This is a genomic window from Cupriavidus sp. GA3-3, assembly GCF_000389805.1.
GTDB lineage: Bacteria > Pseudomonadota > Gammaproteobacteria > Burkholderiales > Burkholderiaceae > Cupriavidus > Cupriavidus necator_D.
In genome coordinates, this window is record NZ_KB944478.1 from 270450 (window position 1) to 285945 (window position 15496).

The 15496-nt window shown below is 66.9% G+C and carries 12 protein-coding genes and 1 riboswitch; of the genes, 9 read left to right on the top strand and 3 right to left on the bottom strand.

Translation table 11 applies throughout. From position 1 onward, the window contains the following. Positions 1-20: 20 nt before the first annotated feature. A complete protein-coding gene (locus tag C265_RS15075; protein ID WP_010809162.1) occupies positions 21-968 on the bottom strand; it encodes a LysR substrate-binding domain-containing protein in 948 nt (315 codons plus the stop codon). 231 nt (positions 969-1199) lie between these two features. On the opposite strand from C265_RS15075, the gene xdhA reads away from it, so the two are divergent. The 7 genes from xdhA (at position 1200) to C265_RS15110 (ending at position 11013) form a co-directional block, all read left to right on the top strand. Then, positions 1200-2702: a xanthine dehydrogenase small subunit gene (gene xdhA / locus C265_RS15080; protein ID WP_010809163.1), complete on the top strand. Its 1503-nt coding sequence runs from the start codon at positions 1200-1202 to the stop codon at positions 2700-2702. 25 nt (positions 2703-2727) lie between these two features. After that, complete coding sequence (gene xdhB / locus C265_RS15085; RefSeq protein WP_010809164.1) at positions 2728-5076, top strand: xanthine dehydrogenase molybdopterin binding subunit; 2349 nt, start codon at positions 2728-2730, stop codon at positions 5074-5076. A gap of 181 nt (positions 5077-5257) precedes the next feature. Beyond that, complete coding sequence (gene xdhC, locus C265_RS15090; protein WP_010809165.1) at positions 5258-6247, top strand: xanthine dehydrogenase accessory protein XdhC; 990 nt, start codon at positions 5258-5260, stop codon at positions 6245-6247. 55 nt (positions 6248-6302) lie between these two features. Continuing rightward, complete coding sequence (locus C265_RS15095) at positions 6303-7358, top strand: adenosine deaminase (protein ID WP_010809166.1); 1056 nt, start codon at positions 6303-6305, stop codon at positions 7356-7358. 76 nt (positions 7359-7434) lie between these two features. Further along, positions 7435-8757, top strand: coding sequence for a guanine deaminase (gene guaD, locus C265_RS15100; protein ID WP_010809167.1), 1323 nt, complete (start codon positions 7435-7437; stop codon positions 8755-8757). A gap of 185 nt (positions 8758-8942) precedes the next feature. Next, complete coding sequence (locus C265_RS15105) at positions 8943-10118, top strand: fatty acid desaturase (protein ID WP_010809168.1); 1176 nt, start codon at positions 8943-8945, stop codon at positions 10116-10118. A 49-nt stretch (positions 10119-10167) separates the two neighbouring features. Then, a riboswitch (yybP-ykoY riboswitch) is annotated at positions 10168-10372 on the top strand. A gap of 65 nt (positions 10373-10437) precedes the next feature. After that, a complete protein-coding gene (locus C265_RS15110) occupies positions 10438-11013 on the top strand; it encodes a TMEM165/GDT1 family protein (protein WP_010809169.1) in 576 nt (191 codons plus the stop codon). A 162-nt stretch (positions 11014-11175) separates the two neighbouring features. On the opposite strand, the gene C265_RS15115 is transcribed toward C265_RS15110, so the two are convergent. Beyond that, complete coding sequence (locus C265_RS15115) at positions 11176-12384, bottom strand: urate hydroxylase PuuD (protein ID WP_010809170.1); 1209 nt, start codon at positions 12382-12384, stop codon at positions 11176-11178. 31 nt (positions 12385-12415) lie between these two features. Continuing rightward, positions 12416-12769, bottom strand: coding sequence for a hydroxyisourate hydrolase (gene uraH, locus C265_RS15120; protein WP_010809171.1), 354 nt, complete (start codon positions 12767-12769; stop codon positions 12416-12418). Positions 12770-13066: 297 nt separating this feature from the next. Here uraH and C265_RS15125 point away from each other — a divergent pair, with 297 nt between their 5' ends. Both C265_RS15125 and C265_RS15130 read left to right on the top strand, forming a co-directional pair. Then, positions 13067-13837: a GntR family transcriptional regulator gene (locus C265_RS15125; protein ID WP_010809172.1), complete on the top strand. Its 771-nt coding sequence runs from the start codon at positions 13067-13069 to the stop codon at positions 13835-13837. A 179-nt stretch (positions 13838-14016) separates the two neighbouring features. Then, positions 14017-15423, top strand: a complete 1407-nt coding sequence (locus C265_RS15130) for a nucleobase:cation symporter-2 family protein (protein ID WP_010809173.1) — start codon at positions 14017-14019, stop codon at positions 15421-15423. The last annotated feature ends 73 nt before the right edge of the window (positions 15424-15496 follow it).

A 15496-nucleotide genomic window follows, 5' to 3' on the forward strand; every position in this document is an offset into this window, starting at 1 on the left:
TCGCCTGCTGCCCGGCCCGCTCAGCCGGCCTCTGCCTCCAGCCGCGGCAATTGCGGCAGGTCCGCCGCCACCTCGGCGATCATGCGCCGGATCCACATCACATCCGGCGCCGCATGGCAGCGCTCGTGCCACAGCTGGTAGAAGCGCATGCGCGGGAACGACACCGGCGAGGGCACCATGCGGATCGGCAGGTACTGCGCGTAGTGCGCAGCAAACTGGCGGCCGGTGGTAAAGACCATATCCGTCTTCATCAGCACATACGGCACCAGGCCGAAATACGGCAGCGTGACCTGGATATTGCGCTTGTAGCCCTGCTCGGCCAGCGCCTGGTCGATCATGCTGCGCTGCATCGACGCATACGGCGCCGGGGCCAGGTGCGGCATCTCCAGGTAGTGCTTGAGCGTCAGCCCCTTGCGCGCCAGCGGATGCTGCGCGCCCAGCATGCACACCACCTCGTCGTCGAACAGCGGCGAGATATGCAGGTGCTCAGGCGGCGACAGCCAGTTGCCGACCACGATATCGAGCTGCCCCTGCTCCAGGTCGTCCAGGAAGTCCGACGACGACGTCATCGGATGCACGAACAGCTTGGCGCCCGGCGCCAGCCGGCGCACGCGCTCGACGATATTGGGCAGGAAGAACGCGTCCAGGTAGTCCGGCGCGCCCAGGTGGAAGGTGCGCGTGGTGGTGGCCGGGTCGAACTGCTGCGGCGGGCGCGCGATGCGGTCCATCGCCGCCAGGCTCTGCTCGGCCAGCGCCAGCAGTTCGCGGCCGCGCTCGGTCGGCACCATGCCGTTTTTGCCCCGCACCAAAATGGCATCGCCGGTGATCTCCCGCAGGCGCTTCAGGGTATTGCTGATGGCGGGCTGGGACTGGCCCAGGCGCACGGCCGTGCGGGTCACGCTCTGCTCGGTCAGCAGGGTGTGAAGCACCCGCAGCAAATATGTATCGAGATGGTCGCGTCCGTGCATGGCGATGGCGGCCCTCCGGCGGGGGCCAGATGGGTGGCGTGGGGGATGGGAACGGCGCATAGTGTATGACAGGCGCCCCACAAACGGTCAAATCACCTCCTCCAGGGGGGCGCCTGGCGGTGCGGCGGGGCACCAATCGGGCCGCCCGCTGATGGGGCATATCACCTGGGCCGAATATTGCATGAAAGGCCAGGGTGCTATGTTTCCGCCATCACCAAGAGAGAGAAGACCATGGAGACGCAAACCATCCGCTTTTTCCACCGCGGCCAGGTCAAGGAAGTATCCGACGCCCCCATTACCCGCACCGTGCTGCAGTACCTGCGTGAAGACGCGCGCTGCACCGGCACCAAGGAAGGCTGCGCCGAAGGCGACTGCGGCGCCTGCACCGTCGTGGTCGGCGAGCTGCAGGACGGCGGCGATGTCGAATTCAAGGCGGTCAACGCCTGCATCCAGTTCCTGCCCACGCTCGACGGCAAGGCCCTGATCACGGTCGAGGACCTGCGCCAGGCCGACGGCAACCTGCACCCGGTGCAGGAAGCCATGGTCGAGTGCCACGGCTCGCAGTGCGGCTTCTGCACTCCCGGCTTCGTGATGTCGCTGTGGGCGCTGTACCAGCAGCACACCCCGGGCGGCGAAGCGCCCTCGCGCCAGACCATCTGCGACGCGCTGACCGGCAACCTGTGCCGCTGCACCGGCTACCGCCCGATCATCGACGCCGGCGAGCGCATGATGGCCCTGCCCGCCCCTACGGCGGACAAGCTCAACCCCAAGCAGATCGCCGACACCCTGCGCAACCTCAAGCGCGGCGAGACCTTCCGCTACCGCGCCCAGGGCCAGGAGTTCTTTGCCCCGCGCAGCGCGGCCGAGTTCGGCGCGATCAAGGCGGCACAGCCCGATATCCGCATCCTGGCCGGCAGCACCGACGTGGGCCTGTGGGTCACCAAGCAGTTCCGCGAGCTGGGCAACCTGCTCTACGTGGGCCAGGTGGAAGACCTGAACCACATTGAGGAACGCGACGGCATGGTCGAGATCGGCGCCGCCGTGACGCTGGAAAAGGCCTACGCCGCACTCAACGCCGCACACCCCGAGCTGGAAGAGATGTGGAAGCGCTTTGCCTCGCTGCCGATCCGCAATGCCGGCACGCTGGGCGGCAATATCGCCAACGGTTCGCCCATCGGCGACTCGATGCCGGCGCTGATCGCGCTGGGCACGGAAGTGGTGCTGCAGCACGGCGAGACGCGCCGCACGCTGCCGCTGGAAGACCTGTACCTGGCCTACCAGAAGACCGCGATGCAGCCGGGCGAATTCGTCGCCGCGCTGCGCGTGCCGGTAGCCGGCCCGCAGCACTTCCGCACCTACAAGCTGTCCAAACGCTTTGATGAGGATATTTCCGCCGTGTGTGCCGCATTCGGCATCACCGTGCAGGACGGCCTCGTCACGCAGGCGCGCATCGCCTTCGGCGGCATGGCCGCCACGCCCAAGCGCGCCGCCGCCACCGAGGCGGCCCTGACCGGCCAGCCGTGGGATGAAGCCACCGCCCGCGCCGGCATGGCCGCGCTGGCGCAGGACTACACGCCGCTGTCCGACATGCGCGCGACCGCGTCTTACCGCAGCCGCGGTGCCGCCAACCTGCTGTACCGCTTCTGGCTGGAGACCCGCGCCGAAGCGCTGCCCGCGGCAGCCGTCAACGTCCGCGCCATCGGCGCCGGCGCCACTGAAACCGCCACGGCCTGAGCCAGAGAAAAAGGAAAGCATCGGCATGAACAAGCAAACCGAACCCTTCCTGCTCGACGCCACCGCCGAACAGGTCTCGCAGGTCGGCATCTCGCGTCCGCATGAATCCGCCCACCTGCACGTGGCCGGCACCGCCACCTACACGGACGACATCCCCGAGCTGGCCGGCACGCTGCACGCCGCGCTCGGCATGAGCACCCGCGCGCACGCCCGCATCAAGTCGATCTCGCTCGACAAGGTGCGCGCCGCGCCCGGCGTGGTCGACGTGCTGACGGTGGACGACATCCCCGGCACCAACGACTGCGGCCCGATCATCCACGACGACCCGATCCTGGCGCGCGACGTGGTCCAGTTCATCGGCCAGCCGGTCTTTATCGTGGTGGCGACCTCGCATGACGCCGCGCGCCGCGCCGCCCGCCTGGGCACCATCGACTACGAAGACCTGCCCCCGGTGCTGTCGCCGCAAGCCGCGCACGAGGCCGGCAGCTATGTGCTGCCGCCGATGCACCTGACGCGCGGCGAGCCCGCTGCGCGCATCGCAAGCGCGGCCCACCAGGACAGCGGCAAGATCCACCTGGGCGGCCAGGAGCAGTTCTACCTGGAAGGCCAGATCTCGTACGCCGCGCCGCGCGAGAACGACGGCATGCAAGTGTGGTGCTCGACCCAGCACCCGACCGAAATGCAGCACGCGGTGTGCCATATGCTCGGCTGGCAGGCGCACCAGGTGCTGGTCGAATGCCGCCGCATGGGCGGCGGCTTCGGTGGCAAGGAGTCGCAGTCGGCGCTGTTCGCCTGCTGCGCCGCGCTGGCCGCGTGGAAGCTGATGTGCCCGGTCAAGCTGCGCCCGGACCGCGACGACGACATGATGATCACCGGCAAGCGCCATGACTTCGTGTTCGACTACACCGTGGGCCACGACGATGAAGGCCATATCGAGGGCGTCAAGGTCGAGATGGTGTCGCGCGCCGGCTTCTCGGCCGACCTGTCGGGCCCGGTGATGACCCGCGCCATCTGCCACTTCGACAATGCCTACTGGCTGCCGAACGTGCAGATCGACGGCTACTGCGGCAAGACCAACACGCAGAGCAATACCGCCTTCCGCGGTTTCGGCGGCCCGCAGGGCGCGTTCGCGGTCGAGTACATCCTGGACAATGTCGCCCGCACGGTCGGCAAGGATTCGCTGGACGTGCGCCGCGCCAACTTCTACGGCAAGACCGAGAACAACGTCACGCCCTACGGCCAGACCGTGGAAGACAACGTCATCCACGAGCTGATCGACGAACTGGTGGCCAGCAGCGAATACCGCGCCCGCCGCGAGGCCACGCGCGCCTTCAACGCCACCAGCCCGGTGCTGAAGAAGGGCATCGCCATCACCCCGGTGAAGTTCGGCATCTCGTTCAACGTGGCCCACTTCAACCAGGCCGGCGCGCTGGTGCACGTCTACAACGACGGCTCGGTGCTGGTGAACCACGGCGGCACCGAGATGGGCCAGGGCCTGAACACCAAGGTGGCGATGGTGGTGGCGCATGAGCTCGGCATCCGCATGGAACGCGTGCGCGTGACCGCGACCGATACCAGCAAGGTGGCCAATACCTCGGCCACCGCAGCTTCCACCGGTGCCGACCTGAACGGCAAGGCCGCGCAGGACGCCGCGCGCCAGATCCGCGAGCGCCTGGCCGTGTTTGCCGCGCGCAAGGCCGGCGTGGAGCCGTCCGAGGTGCGCTTCAACGATGACCTGGTCAGCGCCGGCGAGCTGCGCGTGTCGTTCGGCGAGCTGGCGCGCGAAGCCTACGTGGCGCGCGTGCAGCTGTGGTCCGACGGCTTCTACACCACGCCCAAGCTGCACTGGGACCAGAGCAAGCTGCAGGGCCGCCCGTTCTACTACTTCGCCTACGGTGCCGCGTGCTCTGAGGTGCTGGTCGACACGCTCACCGGCGAATGGAAGCTGCTGCGCGCCGACGCGCTGCACGACGCCGGCCGCTCGCTGAACCCGGCGATCGACATCGGCCAGGTCGAGGGCGCTTTTATCCAGGGAATGGGCTGGCTGACCACCGAGGAATTGTGGTGGAACAAGGACGGCAAGCTGATGACGCACGCCCCGTCCACGTACAAGATCCCGACGGTCAACGACTGCCCGGAGGAATTCAACGTGCGCCTGTTCCAGAACCGCAACGTCGAGGACAGCATCCACCGCTCCAAGGCCGTGGGCGAGCCGCCGCTGCTGCTGCCGTTCTCGGTGTTCTTCGCGATCCGCGACGCCGTGGCTGCCGTTGGCGACTACCGCATCAACCCGCCGCTGAAGGCCCCGGCCACCAGCGAGGCGATCCTGGACGCCGTCGACGCCGTGCGCGAAGCCGCGGCGCAGCCAGCCTGAGCTGGCGGAACGATCGCAGGAAGCGCGCGCCTGCGGGCGCCCCCGGACTTTCCCCCCTTGGCCGCGTTGACGGGCATGGGGCCGGTGGAAGAAGCAGGCGCGCGCCACCCTTGCGATGACACAGCGCAGGCAGCACCACTGCATCAAGCAGCAACCAGGCAACACCGACAAGGCCCCCGACATGCAGGACGCACCGCTCAAACCCTTCCGCTTCGCCGACGCCGCCCGCATGGTGCGCGCCGGCGTGCCGGCGGCGATGGTCACCATCGTCGAGGTCAAGGGCTCGGCCCCGCGCGAGGCCGGCATCCGCATGCTGGTCAGCGCCGACGACCTGGTCGGCACCATCGGCGGCGGCCACCTGGAGTGGCGCGGCATGGATATCGCGCGCGAGATGCTGGTGCGCGGTGAACAACGCCGGATCGAGCGCATCCCGCTCGGGCCGGCACTGGGCCAGTGCTGCGGCGGCGTGGTGCAGCTCGCATTCGAGGTGCTGGGCAAAGCCGACCTGCGCTGGCTTGACGCGGTCGAACGCAATTTCACCGCCGGCAAGGCACTGCAGCGCCAGGTGCCGGCCAGCGGCGCGATCACCCATGGCGACAGCCATGCCGTGACCCCCGGCGTAACGCTGCACGCCGACGGCAGCTGGACCGATACGCTGGTGCCCGACACCATGCACGTGGTGCTGTTTGGCGCGGGCCATGTCGGCCATGCACTGGTCAAGGTGCTGGCCACGCTGCCGTGCCGCGTGCACTGGGTCGACGAGCGCGACACGCTGTTCCCCGGCGGGCTGCCCGACAATGTCGAGGCCGAGGCCAGCGACACGCCCGAAGCGGTAGTGGCGCAGGCGCCCGCGGGCAGCTACTTCCTGGTCATGACGCACAGCCATGCGCTGGACCAGACCCTGTGCGAAGAAATCCTCAAGCGCACCGATTTCGCCTACTTCGGCCTGATCGGCTCCAAGACCAAGCGCGCGCGCTTTGAACACCGCATGGCCGAGCACGGCATCGACCCGGCCCGGTTTGCGGAAATGACATGCCCCATGGGGGTTCCCGGGATTACCGACAAGGCTCCGGCTATGATTGCGGTAGCCATCGTCGCCCAGCTGCTCCAGGTCCGCGAACAGCGCCTTGCCGCGCTGCGTCTGGGCCGCCCGGAGGCGGTGCATCCCTGAACCCGTGCCGCCGGCCCCGCCGGCAGGCACAGAAAAGCCCAGAAACGAGGCCCCCATGACCATCGATGCCGCGCTCGCGGAACAGATCCGCCGCACTCCCAAGGCCGAACTGCATGTGCATATCGAAGGCACGCTTGAGCCGGAACTGATCTTCCGGCTCGCGCAGCGCAACCAGGTGGCGCTGCCCTATCCCAGCGTCGAGGCGCTGCGCGCCGCCTACGCCTTCACCGACCTGCAGTCGTTCCTGGACATCTACTACGCCGGCGCCAGCGTGCTGCTGACCGAGGAAGATTTCTTCGACATGACCATGGACTACGTCAAGCGCGCCGTCGCCGACAACGTCCGCCACGCCGAGATCTTCTTCGATCCGCAGACCCATACCGCGCGCGGCGTGCCCATCGGCGTGGTGATCGACGGCATCGCCGATGCCCTGGCCCAGGCGCGCACCGAATATGACTTCTCCAGCAGCCTGATCCTGTGCTTCCTGCGCCATCTGCCGGAGGAAGACGCCTTCGCCACGCTGGAGGCCGCGCTGCCCTACCGCGACCGCTTTGTCGGCGTGGGCCTGGATTCGTCCGAGCGAGGCAACCCGCCCGAGAAGTTCGCGCGCGTGTTCGCCAGGGCGCGCGAGCTGGGCCTGCACCTGGTGGCCCACGCGGGCGAGGAAGGTCCGGCGCAATACGTCACCGACGCGCTCGACATCCTCAAGGCGCAGCGTATCGACCACGGCGTGCGCGCCATCGACGATCCGGCGCTGGTGGAACGCCTGGCGCGCGAGCGCGTGGCGCTGACCGTGTGCCCGCTGTCGAACGTCAAGCTCAAGGTCTACCCGGACCTGCGCGACCACCCGCTCAAGCGCATGCTCGATGCCGGCGTGGTGATCACGCTGCATTCGGACGATCCTGCCTACTTCGGCGGCTATATGAACGCCAACTGGGAAGCCACCTTCGAGGCGCTGCCGCTGGACGCGGCCGATGCCCACAAGCTTGCCCGCAACAGCTTTGAAGCGGCCTTCCTGCCTGCCATGCAGAAGGCCGAATTCCTGGCGGAAGTCGACCACTTCTGGTCGAGCCCGCCCAAGTCCCCGCCCGCAACGGCCCCAGCGGCCTGAGCGCGGCGCATGCCAATAGCCCGGCCCGCTGCTTGAACCATGCCGTTCCGCGCGGGCCGGCCACAAGAGACACACCATGACGACCAACCCCAAGACTGACTCCCTCACCCGTGCCATTCGCGGCCGCGTGCTGCATTTCCTGCGCGATCCGCAATTCCATGAGGATGCATATCAGTATTGGGACGACGGGGTGCTGATCGTCACCAACGGGCACATCGCCGCTGCCGGCGACTATACGCAGCTGGCTGCGCGCATTCCGGCCGACGCCGAGATCGTCGACCACCGCGGCAAGCTGATCGTGCCCGGCTTTATCGACACCCACGTGCACTACCCGCAGACCGACATGATCGCGTCGCCGTCGCCGGGCCTGCTGCACTGGCTCGAGACCTACACCTTCCCCGAAGAGCGCCGCTTTGCCGATCCCGACTACGCGCGCGGCGTGGCCGGCTTCTTCACCGAGGAACTGCTGCGCAACGGCACCACCAGCGCGGTGGTCTGGAGCACGGTGCACAAGGCCTCGGCCGAGGCCCTCTTTGCCGAAAGCGAGGCGCGCAACCTGCGCATGGTCACGGGCAAGGTGATGATGGACCGCAACTGCCCGGAATTCCTGCGCGATACGGCCGAGACCGGTGCCCGGGACTCCGCCGACCTGCTCTCGCGCTGGCATAACAAGGGACGCCTGGCCTACGCCATCACACCGCGCTTTGCCCCGACCTCGACCGAGGCGCAGCTGGCCGCCTGCGGCGAACTGGCGCGCGCCTACCCGGACGCCTTTATCCAGACCCACGTGGCCGAGAACCGCGACGAGGTCAAATGGGTGGCCGAGCTGTTCCCGGACGCGCGCAGCTACCTGGACGTGTACGACCGCTACGGCCTGCTGCGCCCGGGCGCGATGTACGGCCACGCCATCTACCTGGACCAGGACGACCGCCGGCGCCTGGCCGACAGCGGCGCCGCGGTGGCGCATTGCCCCACCTCCAACCTGTTCCTGGGCAGCGGCTTCTATGACTTCCACCAGTCCGACGCCAACCGCCTGAACGTGACGCTGGCCACCGACGTCGGCGGCGGCACCTCGTTCTCGATGTTCCGCACCATGAACGCGGCGCACAAGGTGGCGCGCATGGGCGGCTACTACCTGACCGCGCTGCGCATGTTCTACCTGGCCACCCGTGCCGCGGCCGAGGCGCTGGGCTGGACCGACCGCGTCGGCAGCTTCAGCGTTGGCTGCGAGGCCGATTTCATCGTGCTGGACCCCAAGGCCACGCCGCTGATCGCCCGCCGCAGCAACCGCTCGGAAACGCTGGAAGAAGAGCTGTTCGCCTTTGCCATGCTGGGCGACGACCGCGTCATCGACAGCGTCTATGTGATGGGCGAGGCCGCCCACGTGCCGGCCGCCTGATCCGTCACCTGGCCAGCAGCCGCCCGCCGCCATGCGGCGGGCGCGCTTTTACCGCTTCGCCCCCGCCTCCGGCTTGACGACCGTCAAGGCCGTCTTCGACAAAGCCTTCTAACCTTGCGGTTCCGCCGCGGCCGTTCTGCGCGCCGTGCGCCCTTACCCATCCGACCGCAATCAGAAGGTTCCGCATGACCGCTTTCCAATCCGCCGCTCACGCCCCTGAGCGCGCCAGTGGCCCGCATGACGTGCCCCATGCCGCGCGCAAGGGCGCGCCCAACCACGCCCCGCTGCCGGAGCCGATTGCGCCGGACGCCCCGCTGCCCTCGCGCAAGATCATCCGCGGCTGGCTGATCCCGCTGGGCCAGCGCAGCACGCCGCGCGCACTGCTGCTGTTCGCCTTCGACTACCTGTTGTTCGGCGCCGTGCTGGCCGGCGTGGTGCTGGCGCAGCACTGGGCCGCCAAGCTGGCGCTGGGCGTGCTGGCCGGGCTGATCATCGCGCGCCTGTTTATCATCGGCCACGATGCCTGCCACCAGAGCCTGACCCCGCGCCGCGGCCTGAACAAGTGGCTGGGCCGGCTCACCTTCCTGCCCTCGCTGACGCCGTACAGCCTGTGGGAAGTCGGCCACAACGTGGTGCACCATGGCTATACCAACCTGAAGGGCTTCGACTTCGTCTGGGCGCCCTACTCACTGGAAGAATTCAACGCGCTGCCGCGCTGGCGCCGCGTGATGGAGCGCATCTACCGCACCGGCTTCGGCCCGGGCCTGTACTACCTGGTGGAAATCTGGTGGTGCAAGATGTTCTTCCCCAGCAAGCGCCAGATGGCTACGCGCCGCCCGATCTTCACCGGCGACTGTGTGCTGGTAGCCGCCTTCGGGCTGGCCTGGATCGGCGCGCTGGCGGGCCTGGCGCTGGCCACGGAGCAGTCGGTGTGGTTGCTGACCGGCGCGGGCTTTGTGCTGCCATTCCTGGTCTGGAACGTCACCGTCGGCTTCGTGCTGTATGTGCACCACACCCACACCAGCGTCGCCTGGTATGACACCAAGGCCATGTGGGCCAAGGCACAGCCCTTTGTCTCGACCACCGTGCACCTGCGCTTCCGCCACGGCATCGGCGCGGCGCTGCACCACATCATGGAACACACCGCGCACCACGTCGACATGAGCGTGCCGCTGTACCGCCTCAAGCGCGCCCAGGCACTGCTGGAGCACGCGCTGCCGGGCCGCATCATCATCGAGAACTTCTCCTGGCGCTGGTATTTCGATACCGCGCGCCGCTGCAAGCTCTATGACTTCAAGGCCCTGTGCTGGACCGATTTCCGCGGCCGCCAGACCAGCGACAACGCGCCTGTACCCGGCTGAGGGTGCAGGCCTTGTGGCGGGGGCAGGTGGACGCCTGCCCCCGCCGCCGCTATAATTGCCGCTTCCATTGGGGAGTAGCCGCCCTGCTCTCACCGCGCCGCGCAATGCGGACTCCGGGGGACAGGGGCGTACGTCAACAGACTTGACCGCTTGCGGTTATGGCGTGCGCAGCTCCGGACCCGCCCGGCCGTACTGATACGGACCCGGCAGCGTCCAGCCTGGCGAGACCGATGACCATACCTTTCTGGCCGGGCCGGGGAAGGTGTGCGTCATTGGCATCTCGCGATGCATTGCGGCCCGGTTACCCCACAAGACCAATATGGAAGCCTTCCTCGTCTCCACAGGCATCGTCGCCCTCGCTGAAATGGGCGACAAGACGCAATTGCTGTCGCTGGTGCTGGCCGCGCGCTACCGCAAGCCCGTTCCCATCATCCTTGGCATCCTGATCGCCACGCTGTTCAACCACGGCTTTGCCGGTGCGCTCGGCGGCTGGATCACGCATGTGCTGGGCGAAAGCCTGCTGCGCTGGATCCTGGGCCTGGGCTTTATCGCAATGGCGGCATGGATGCTGATCCCCGACAAGCTCGACGACGCCGAACAAGCCAGGCCGGTCAAGGGCGCCCTTGGCATCCTCGGCACCACCATCGTGGCCTTCTTCTTTGCCGAGATGGGCGACAAGACCCAGATCGCCACCGTGGCGCTGGCCGCGCGCTTCAGCGATGCGGTGATTGCCGTGGTGGCCGGCACCACCTTCGGCATGATGGTCGCCAATGCGCCGGCGGTCCTGCTTGGCGACAAGTTTGCCAACAAGATGCCGATCGGACTGGTGCACAAGATCGCGGCGGGGATTTTCCTGGTGCTGGGGGTGCTGGCGTTGCTGAATATCGGCGGATAAGTCGCCGAAAAAAAACGGGGCACAAGGCCCCGTTCAAACCCTCGCCGGTCCGGTACTGACGGTTGCCAACTGCACAACCCTCCGGACCGTCGATCACCGATGCTCGGAATTCGCGGGCCGGCGGCACGCGCCGGCCCTGATGCCTTTCAGATCAGGCCACCCTCAGTTGGTGGTCTTGGCACCGCCTTCGAACCACTGGCCCAGCAGGGCGCGTTCGTCGTCGGTGATCTGCGTCACGTTGCCCAGCGGCATCGCCTTCTGCTGCACGGCCTGCTGGTAGATCAGCTGCGCGTGGGCCTTGATGTCTTCCGCGGTATCGAGCTTGATGCCCTTGGCTGCGGTCGGCATCATCTTCGGCTGCTCGGCGTGGCACTGCACGCAGCGTGCGTTCATCACTTCCTGCACCTTGGCAAAGCTGACGGCGGTGGCGGCTTCACCACCTTCTGCCTTGGCCACGGCCGGGCGCGGTTGCGGCGCGATCAGCACGGCGACCACGGCCAGCACGGCAACGCCGGCTGCGGGCCAGGCCACGTTGATCTTGCCCTTGTGCTTGAGGATGAAGAACTGGCGGATCAGCACACCGGCGAGCATGATCAGGATCAGCGCGGCCCAGTTGTACTTGTAGCTGTAGGTCATGCTGTAGTGGTTCGACAGCATCGCGAACAGCACCGGCAGCGTGAAGTACGTGTTGTGCACGCTGCGCTGCTTGGCGTTCTTGCCATGGACCGGATCGACCGGCTGGCCCGCGCGCAGCGCGGCAACCACCTTGCGCTGGCCCGGGATGATCCACACCAGCACGTTGGCGCTCATGATGGTGGCGATCATCGCACCGGTCAGCAGGAACGCCGCACGGCCCGAGAACAGGTGGCACGCCACGTAGGCAGCCACGGCCACGTAGATCGCCACCAGCACGCCCACGGTCTTGTCGCTCTTGCCGAACACGCGGCAGATCACGTCATAGACCACCCAGCCCGCGGCCAGGTAGGACAGCGCCAGGCCGACCGCCGCGCCGGGCGACATGTCGTAGACGTTCTTGTCGATCAGGAACGTGCTGGCGTTGAACAGGTACAGCACCACCAGCAGGCCGAAGCCGGTCATCCACGTGGAATACGACTCCCAGTAGAACCAGTGCAGGTTCTCAGGCAGCGTCTTGGGTGCGGTCAGGTATTTCTGCGGGTTGTAGAAACCGCCGCCGTGCACGGCCCACAGCTCGCCGCCGACACCCTTCTCCTGCAGGTCAGGATCGGTGGGACGGGTCAGGCTGTTGTCGAGCCAGACGAAATAGAACGAGGAGCCGATCCACGCGATCGCCGTGATGACGTGCACCCAGCGCAGCAGCAGATTGGCCCAGTCGAGAATGTAGCCTTCCATGTCTTGTCTCCTGTTTCCCTATGCCACCGCTTCAGCTGCCGCGGTAGGTCGAGTACGACCAGGGCGAGACCAGGAGGGGCACGTGGTAGTGCGCGTTGACATCGGCAATGCCGAAGCGCAGGGGCACCACGTCCAGGAAAGCCGGCTCGGGCAGCTGCGTGCCTTGCGCGCGGAAGTAGTCGCCCGCGGCGAATTCCAGCTCATACACGCCAACGGCGAAGTCCGCACCTTCCAGCAGCGGCTGGTCGCAACGGCCGTCGTGGTTCGTCACGACTGTCTTCAGGGTTTCGCGGCGATTGTCGACAATTTTATGAAGAGTAACCGACATGCCCTTGCCGGGCGTGCCGGCAGCGGTGTCGAGTACGTGTGTGGTCAAGCGTCCCATCGTGTTTTTCCTTAGGCGATTGGGTTGTGAGGGGCGCCGCTGCCTTCACTAGCACCATTTGTGGGAATGGTGCCCGCTCGGTACGTCTGGTAACGCATCCCGGCGCTGGGTGGTGCGTGGCGACAATGCGCCTGCACTACCCGGTTGGCAATTCAGGGATTTCCCTGAGTTGTCGAAAACCTGAGTCGGTTTTGTTGACAATATTGGAGCAGTAACCAAATAATTGTCAACAATTTTTGGATCACCGCTGCCTGATGTCCAGGATTTGCGGTGCCCCGCCTGACTGCTGGTGCCACGATGTCCAAGAGCCTGAAGCTGATTGCCGCCGACGCCGAAACCAAGGCCGACGCCGAGCCGACCGAAATCCAGGCGGGCAAGCCCGCCAGGCCCGCACGCAAGGGCTCGGTCGAAGAGCGCATGTATCACGAGATCTACGACGCGATCATGGAGCACCGGCTGCCGCCGCGCACCAAGCTGACCGAGCATTCCCTTTGCGAGATCTATGCCACCGCGCGACACACTGTGCGCAAGGTGCTGTCGCACCTGGCCGCCGACGGCATGGTCGACCTCGAGCCCAACCGCGGCGCCTTTATCGCCAGCCCCTCCACCGACGAAGCGCACGACATGTTCGAGCTGCGCCAGATGCTGGAACGCGCGGTGCTGGAAAAGCTTGCCGGCATGCCCGACGTCAAGGCCGTGATCGCGCCGCTGCGCCAGATGGTGGCCAGCGAGCGCCAGGCCTTCCTCACGCATGACCGGCCCAAATGGATCCGCCTGTCCGCCGAGTTCCATACGGCGCTGGCGGAACTGTCGGGCAATGCGCTGCTGGTCAACATGATGCGCCGGCTGGTGTCGCGCACCACGCTGATGATCGCCAGCGTGGAAGCCCCGGGCAACAACGCCTGCTCGTTCGATGAACACGAAGAGATCCTCGACGCACTCGAACAGGGCAATGCCGCGCTGGCCCAGTCGCGCATGGCGCACCACCTTGGCGCCTGCGCCGACCGCGTGCAGCCGGACGAGCCGGGCAACTTCGATCTTCGCAGCGTGCTAGGCCGCTCCACCTAGCACGGTGTTCCCGCCCCTGCCCCCAACTACAAGGCCAGACCTGATCGGCAAACAGCACCCGGCTCACCGACGAGAGTGCTGAGACGACAGGCAGATAACGGTCCGGAGACCCTCCGGGATCCAGGACCGGGGCCATGGCAGTGGTGTTCCCATCAAACCAAAGGAGAGGAGACGCACCCATGAATTCCGCAAGCACCACGGTCCCGACGGACCTCACCAACGAGCGTTTGCCTTCCGGGCGCCTGCTCGCGCTCGGGTTGCAGCACGTTCTGGTGATGTACGCCGGCACGGTTGCCGTGCCCCTGATCGTTGGTGGCGCGCTCAAGCTGCCCAAGGACCAGCTGGCGTTCCTGATCAACGCCGACCTGTTCGCCGCGGGCCTGGCCACGCTGATCCAGGCCTTTGGTTTCTGGAAGTTCGGCATCCGCCTGCCGGTGATGATGGGCGTGACTTTCGCCTCGGTGGCGCCGATGATCGCCATCGGCACCGATCCCAATGTCGGCCTGCTCGGCATCTATGGCGCGGTGATCGCATCGGGGATATTCGGCATCCTGATCGCGCCGATGATGGGGCGCATGCTGGGACTGTTCCCGCCGGTGGTGACCGGCACGGTGATCACGCTGATCGGCGTGTCGCTGATGCGCGTGGGCATCAACTGGGCGGCCGGCGGCCAGCCCACCACCCGTGCCGTGATCGACGGCGTGGTCAAGGAGGTGCCCAACCTCGCCTACGGCGACCTGGCCAACCTCGGCATTGCCGGCCTGACGCTGCTGATCATCCTGCTGCTGACCAAGTACGGCCGTGGCCTGGTGGCCAACTGCGCAGTGCTGCTGGGCATCATCGCCGGCACGCTGGTGGCGATGGCGATGGGCAAGGTGTCCTTCGAAGGCCTGGATGAAGCCAGCTTCGTCGCCGTCATCACGCCGCTGCACTTCGGCATGCCGACCTTCGAAGTGACCGCCATCCTGTCGATGTGCATCGTCATGCTGATTACGCTGGTGGAGTCCACCGGCATGTTCCTGGCGCTGTCCGACATCACCGGCAAGAAGCTGAGCAACGAGGACCTGACCCGCGGCCTGCGCGCCGACGGCCTAGGCACCGTGATCGGCGGCATCTTCAACACCTTCCCGTATACCTCGTTCTCGCAGAACGTGGGCCTGGTGACGGTGACCGGCGTGCGCTCGCGCTACGTGGCGGCTGCCGGCGGCATCATCCTGATCGCCTTCGGCCTGTTCCCCAAGATGGCCCACGTGGTGGCCTCGGTGCCGCAGTTCGTGCTGGGCGGCGCCGGCATCGTGATGTTCGGCATGGTGGCCGCCACCGGCATCCGCATCCTGGGTTCGTGCGATTTCAACCGCAACCGCCACAACCTGTTCATCGTCGCCATCTCGATCGGCGCCGGCATGATCCCGACGCTGGCACCGACCTTCTTCCAGTACCTGCCGAAGTGGACCGGGCCGTTCACCCACAGCGGCATCGTGCTGGGCACGATCGTGGCCGTGGCGCTGAACCTGTTCTACAACGGCATCCAGTCGCGCGAGGAGGCCATGCGCAACGCCGCCGCCAACTCGCACGGCACCGAGTAACTGAAGCAACGGTATCGAAGTATCCGACACCGCCGCCGGCACGACTGGCACGTTCATTGCGTGATGGTCGGCG

What these genes read in the sequence shown, in the direction of transcription:
- xdhA (WP_010809163.1), top strand. Translation starts at nt 1,200, where the DNA reads ATGGAGACGCAAACCATCCGCTTTTTCCACCGCGGCCAGGTCAAGGAA.
- C265_RS15095 (WP_010809166.1), top strand. Translation starts at nt 6,303, where the DNA reads ATGACCATCGATGCCGCGCTCGCGGAACAGATCCGCCGCACTCCCAAG.
- C265_RS15105 (WP_010809168.1), top strand. Translation starts at nt 8,943, where the DNA reads ATGACCGCTTTCCAATCCGCCGCTCACGCCCCTGAGCGCGCCAGTGGC.
- C265_RS15075 (WP_010809162.1), bottom strand. Translation starts at nt 968, where the DNA reads ATGCACGGACGCGACCATCTCGATACATATTTGCTGCGGGTGCTTCAC.
- xdhC (WP_010809165.1), top strand. Translation starts at nt 5,258, where the DNA reads ATGCAGGACGCACCGCTCAAACCCTTCCGCTTCGCCGACGCCGCCCGC.
- xdhB (WP_010809164.1), top strand. Translation starts at nt 2,728, where the DNA reads ATGAACAAGCAAACCGAACCCTTCCTGCTCGACGCCACCGCCGAACAG.
- C265_RS15110 (WP_010809169.1), top strand. Translation starts at nt 10,438, where the DNA reads ATGGAAGCCTTCCTCGTCTCCACAGGCATCGTCGCCCTCGCTGAAATG.
- C265_RS15130 (WP_010809173.1), top strand. Translation starts at nt 14,017, where the DNA reads ATGAATTCCGCAAGCACCACGGTCCCGACGGACCTCACCAACGAGCGT.
- uraH (WP_010809171.1), bottom strand. Translation starts at nt 12,769, where the DNA reads ATGGGACGCTTGACCACACACGTACTCGACACCGCTGCCGGCACGCCC.
- C265_RS15115 (WP_010809170.1), bottom strand. Translation starts at nt 12,384, where the DNA reads ATGGAAGGCTACATTCTCGACTGGGCCAATCTGCTGCTGCGCTGGGTG.
- guaD (WP_010809167.1), top strand. Translation starts at nt 7,435, where the DNA reads ATGACGACCAACCCCAAGACTGACTCCCTCACCCGTGCCATTCGCGGC.
- C265_RS15125 (WP_010809172.1), top strand. Translation starts at nt 13,067, where the DNA reads ATGTCCAAGAGCCTGAAGCTGATTGCCGCCGACGCCGAAACCAAGGCC.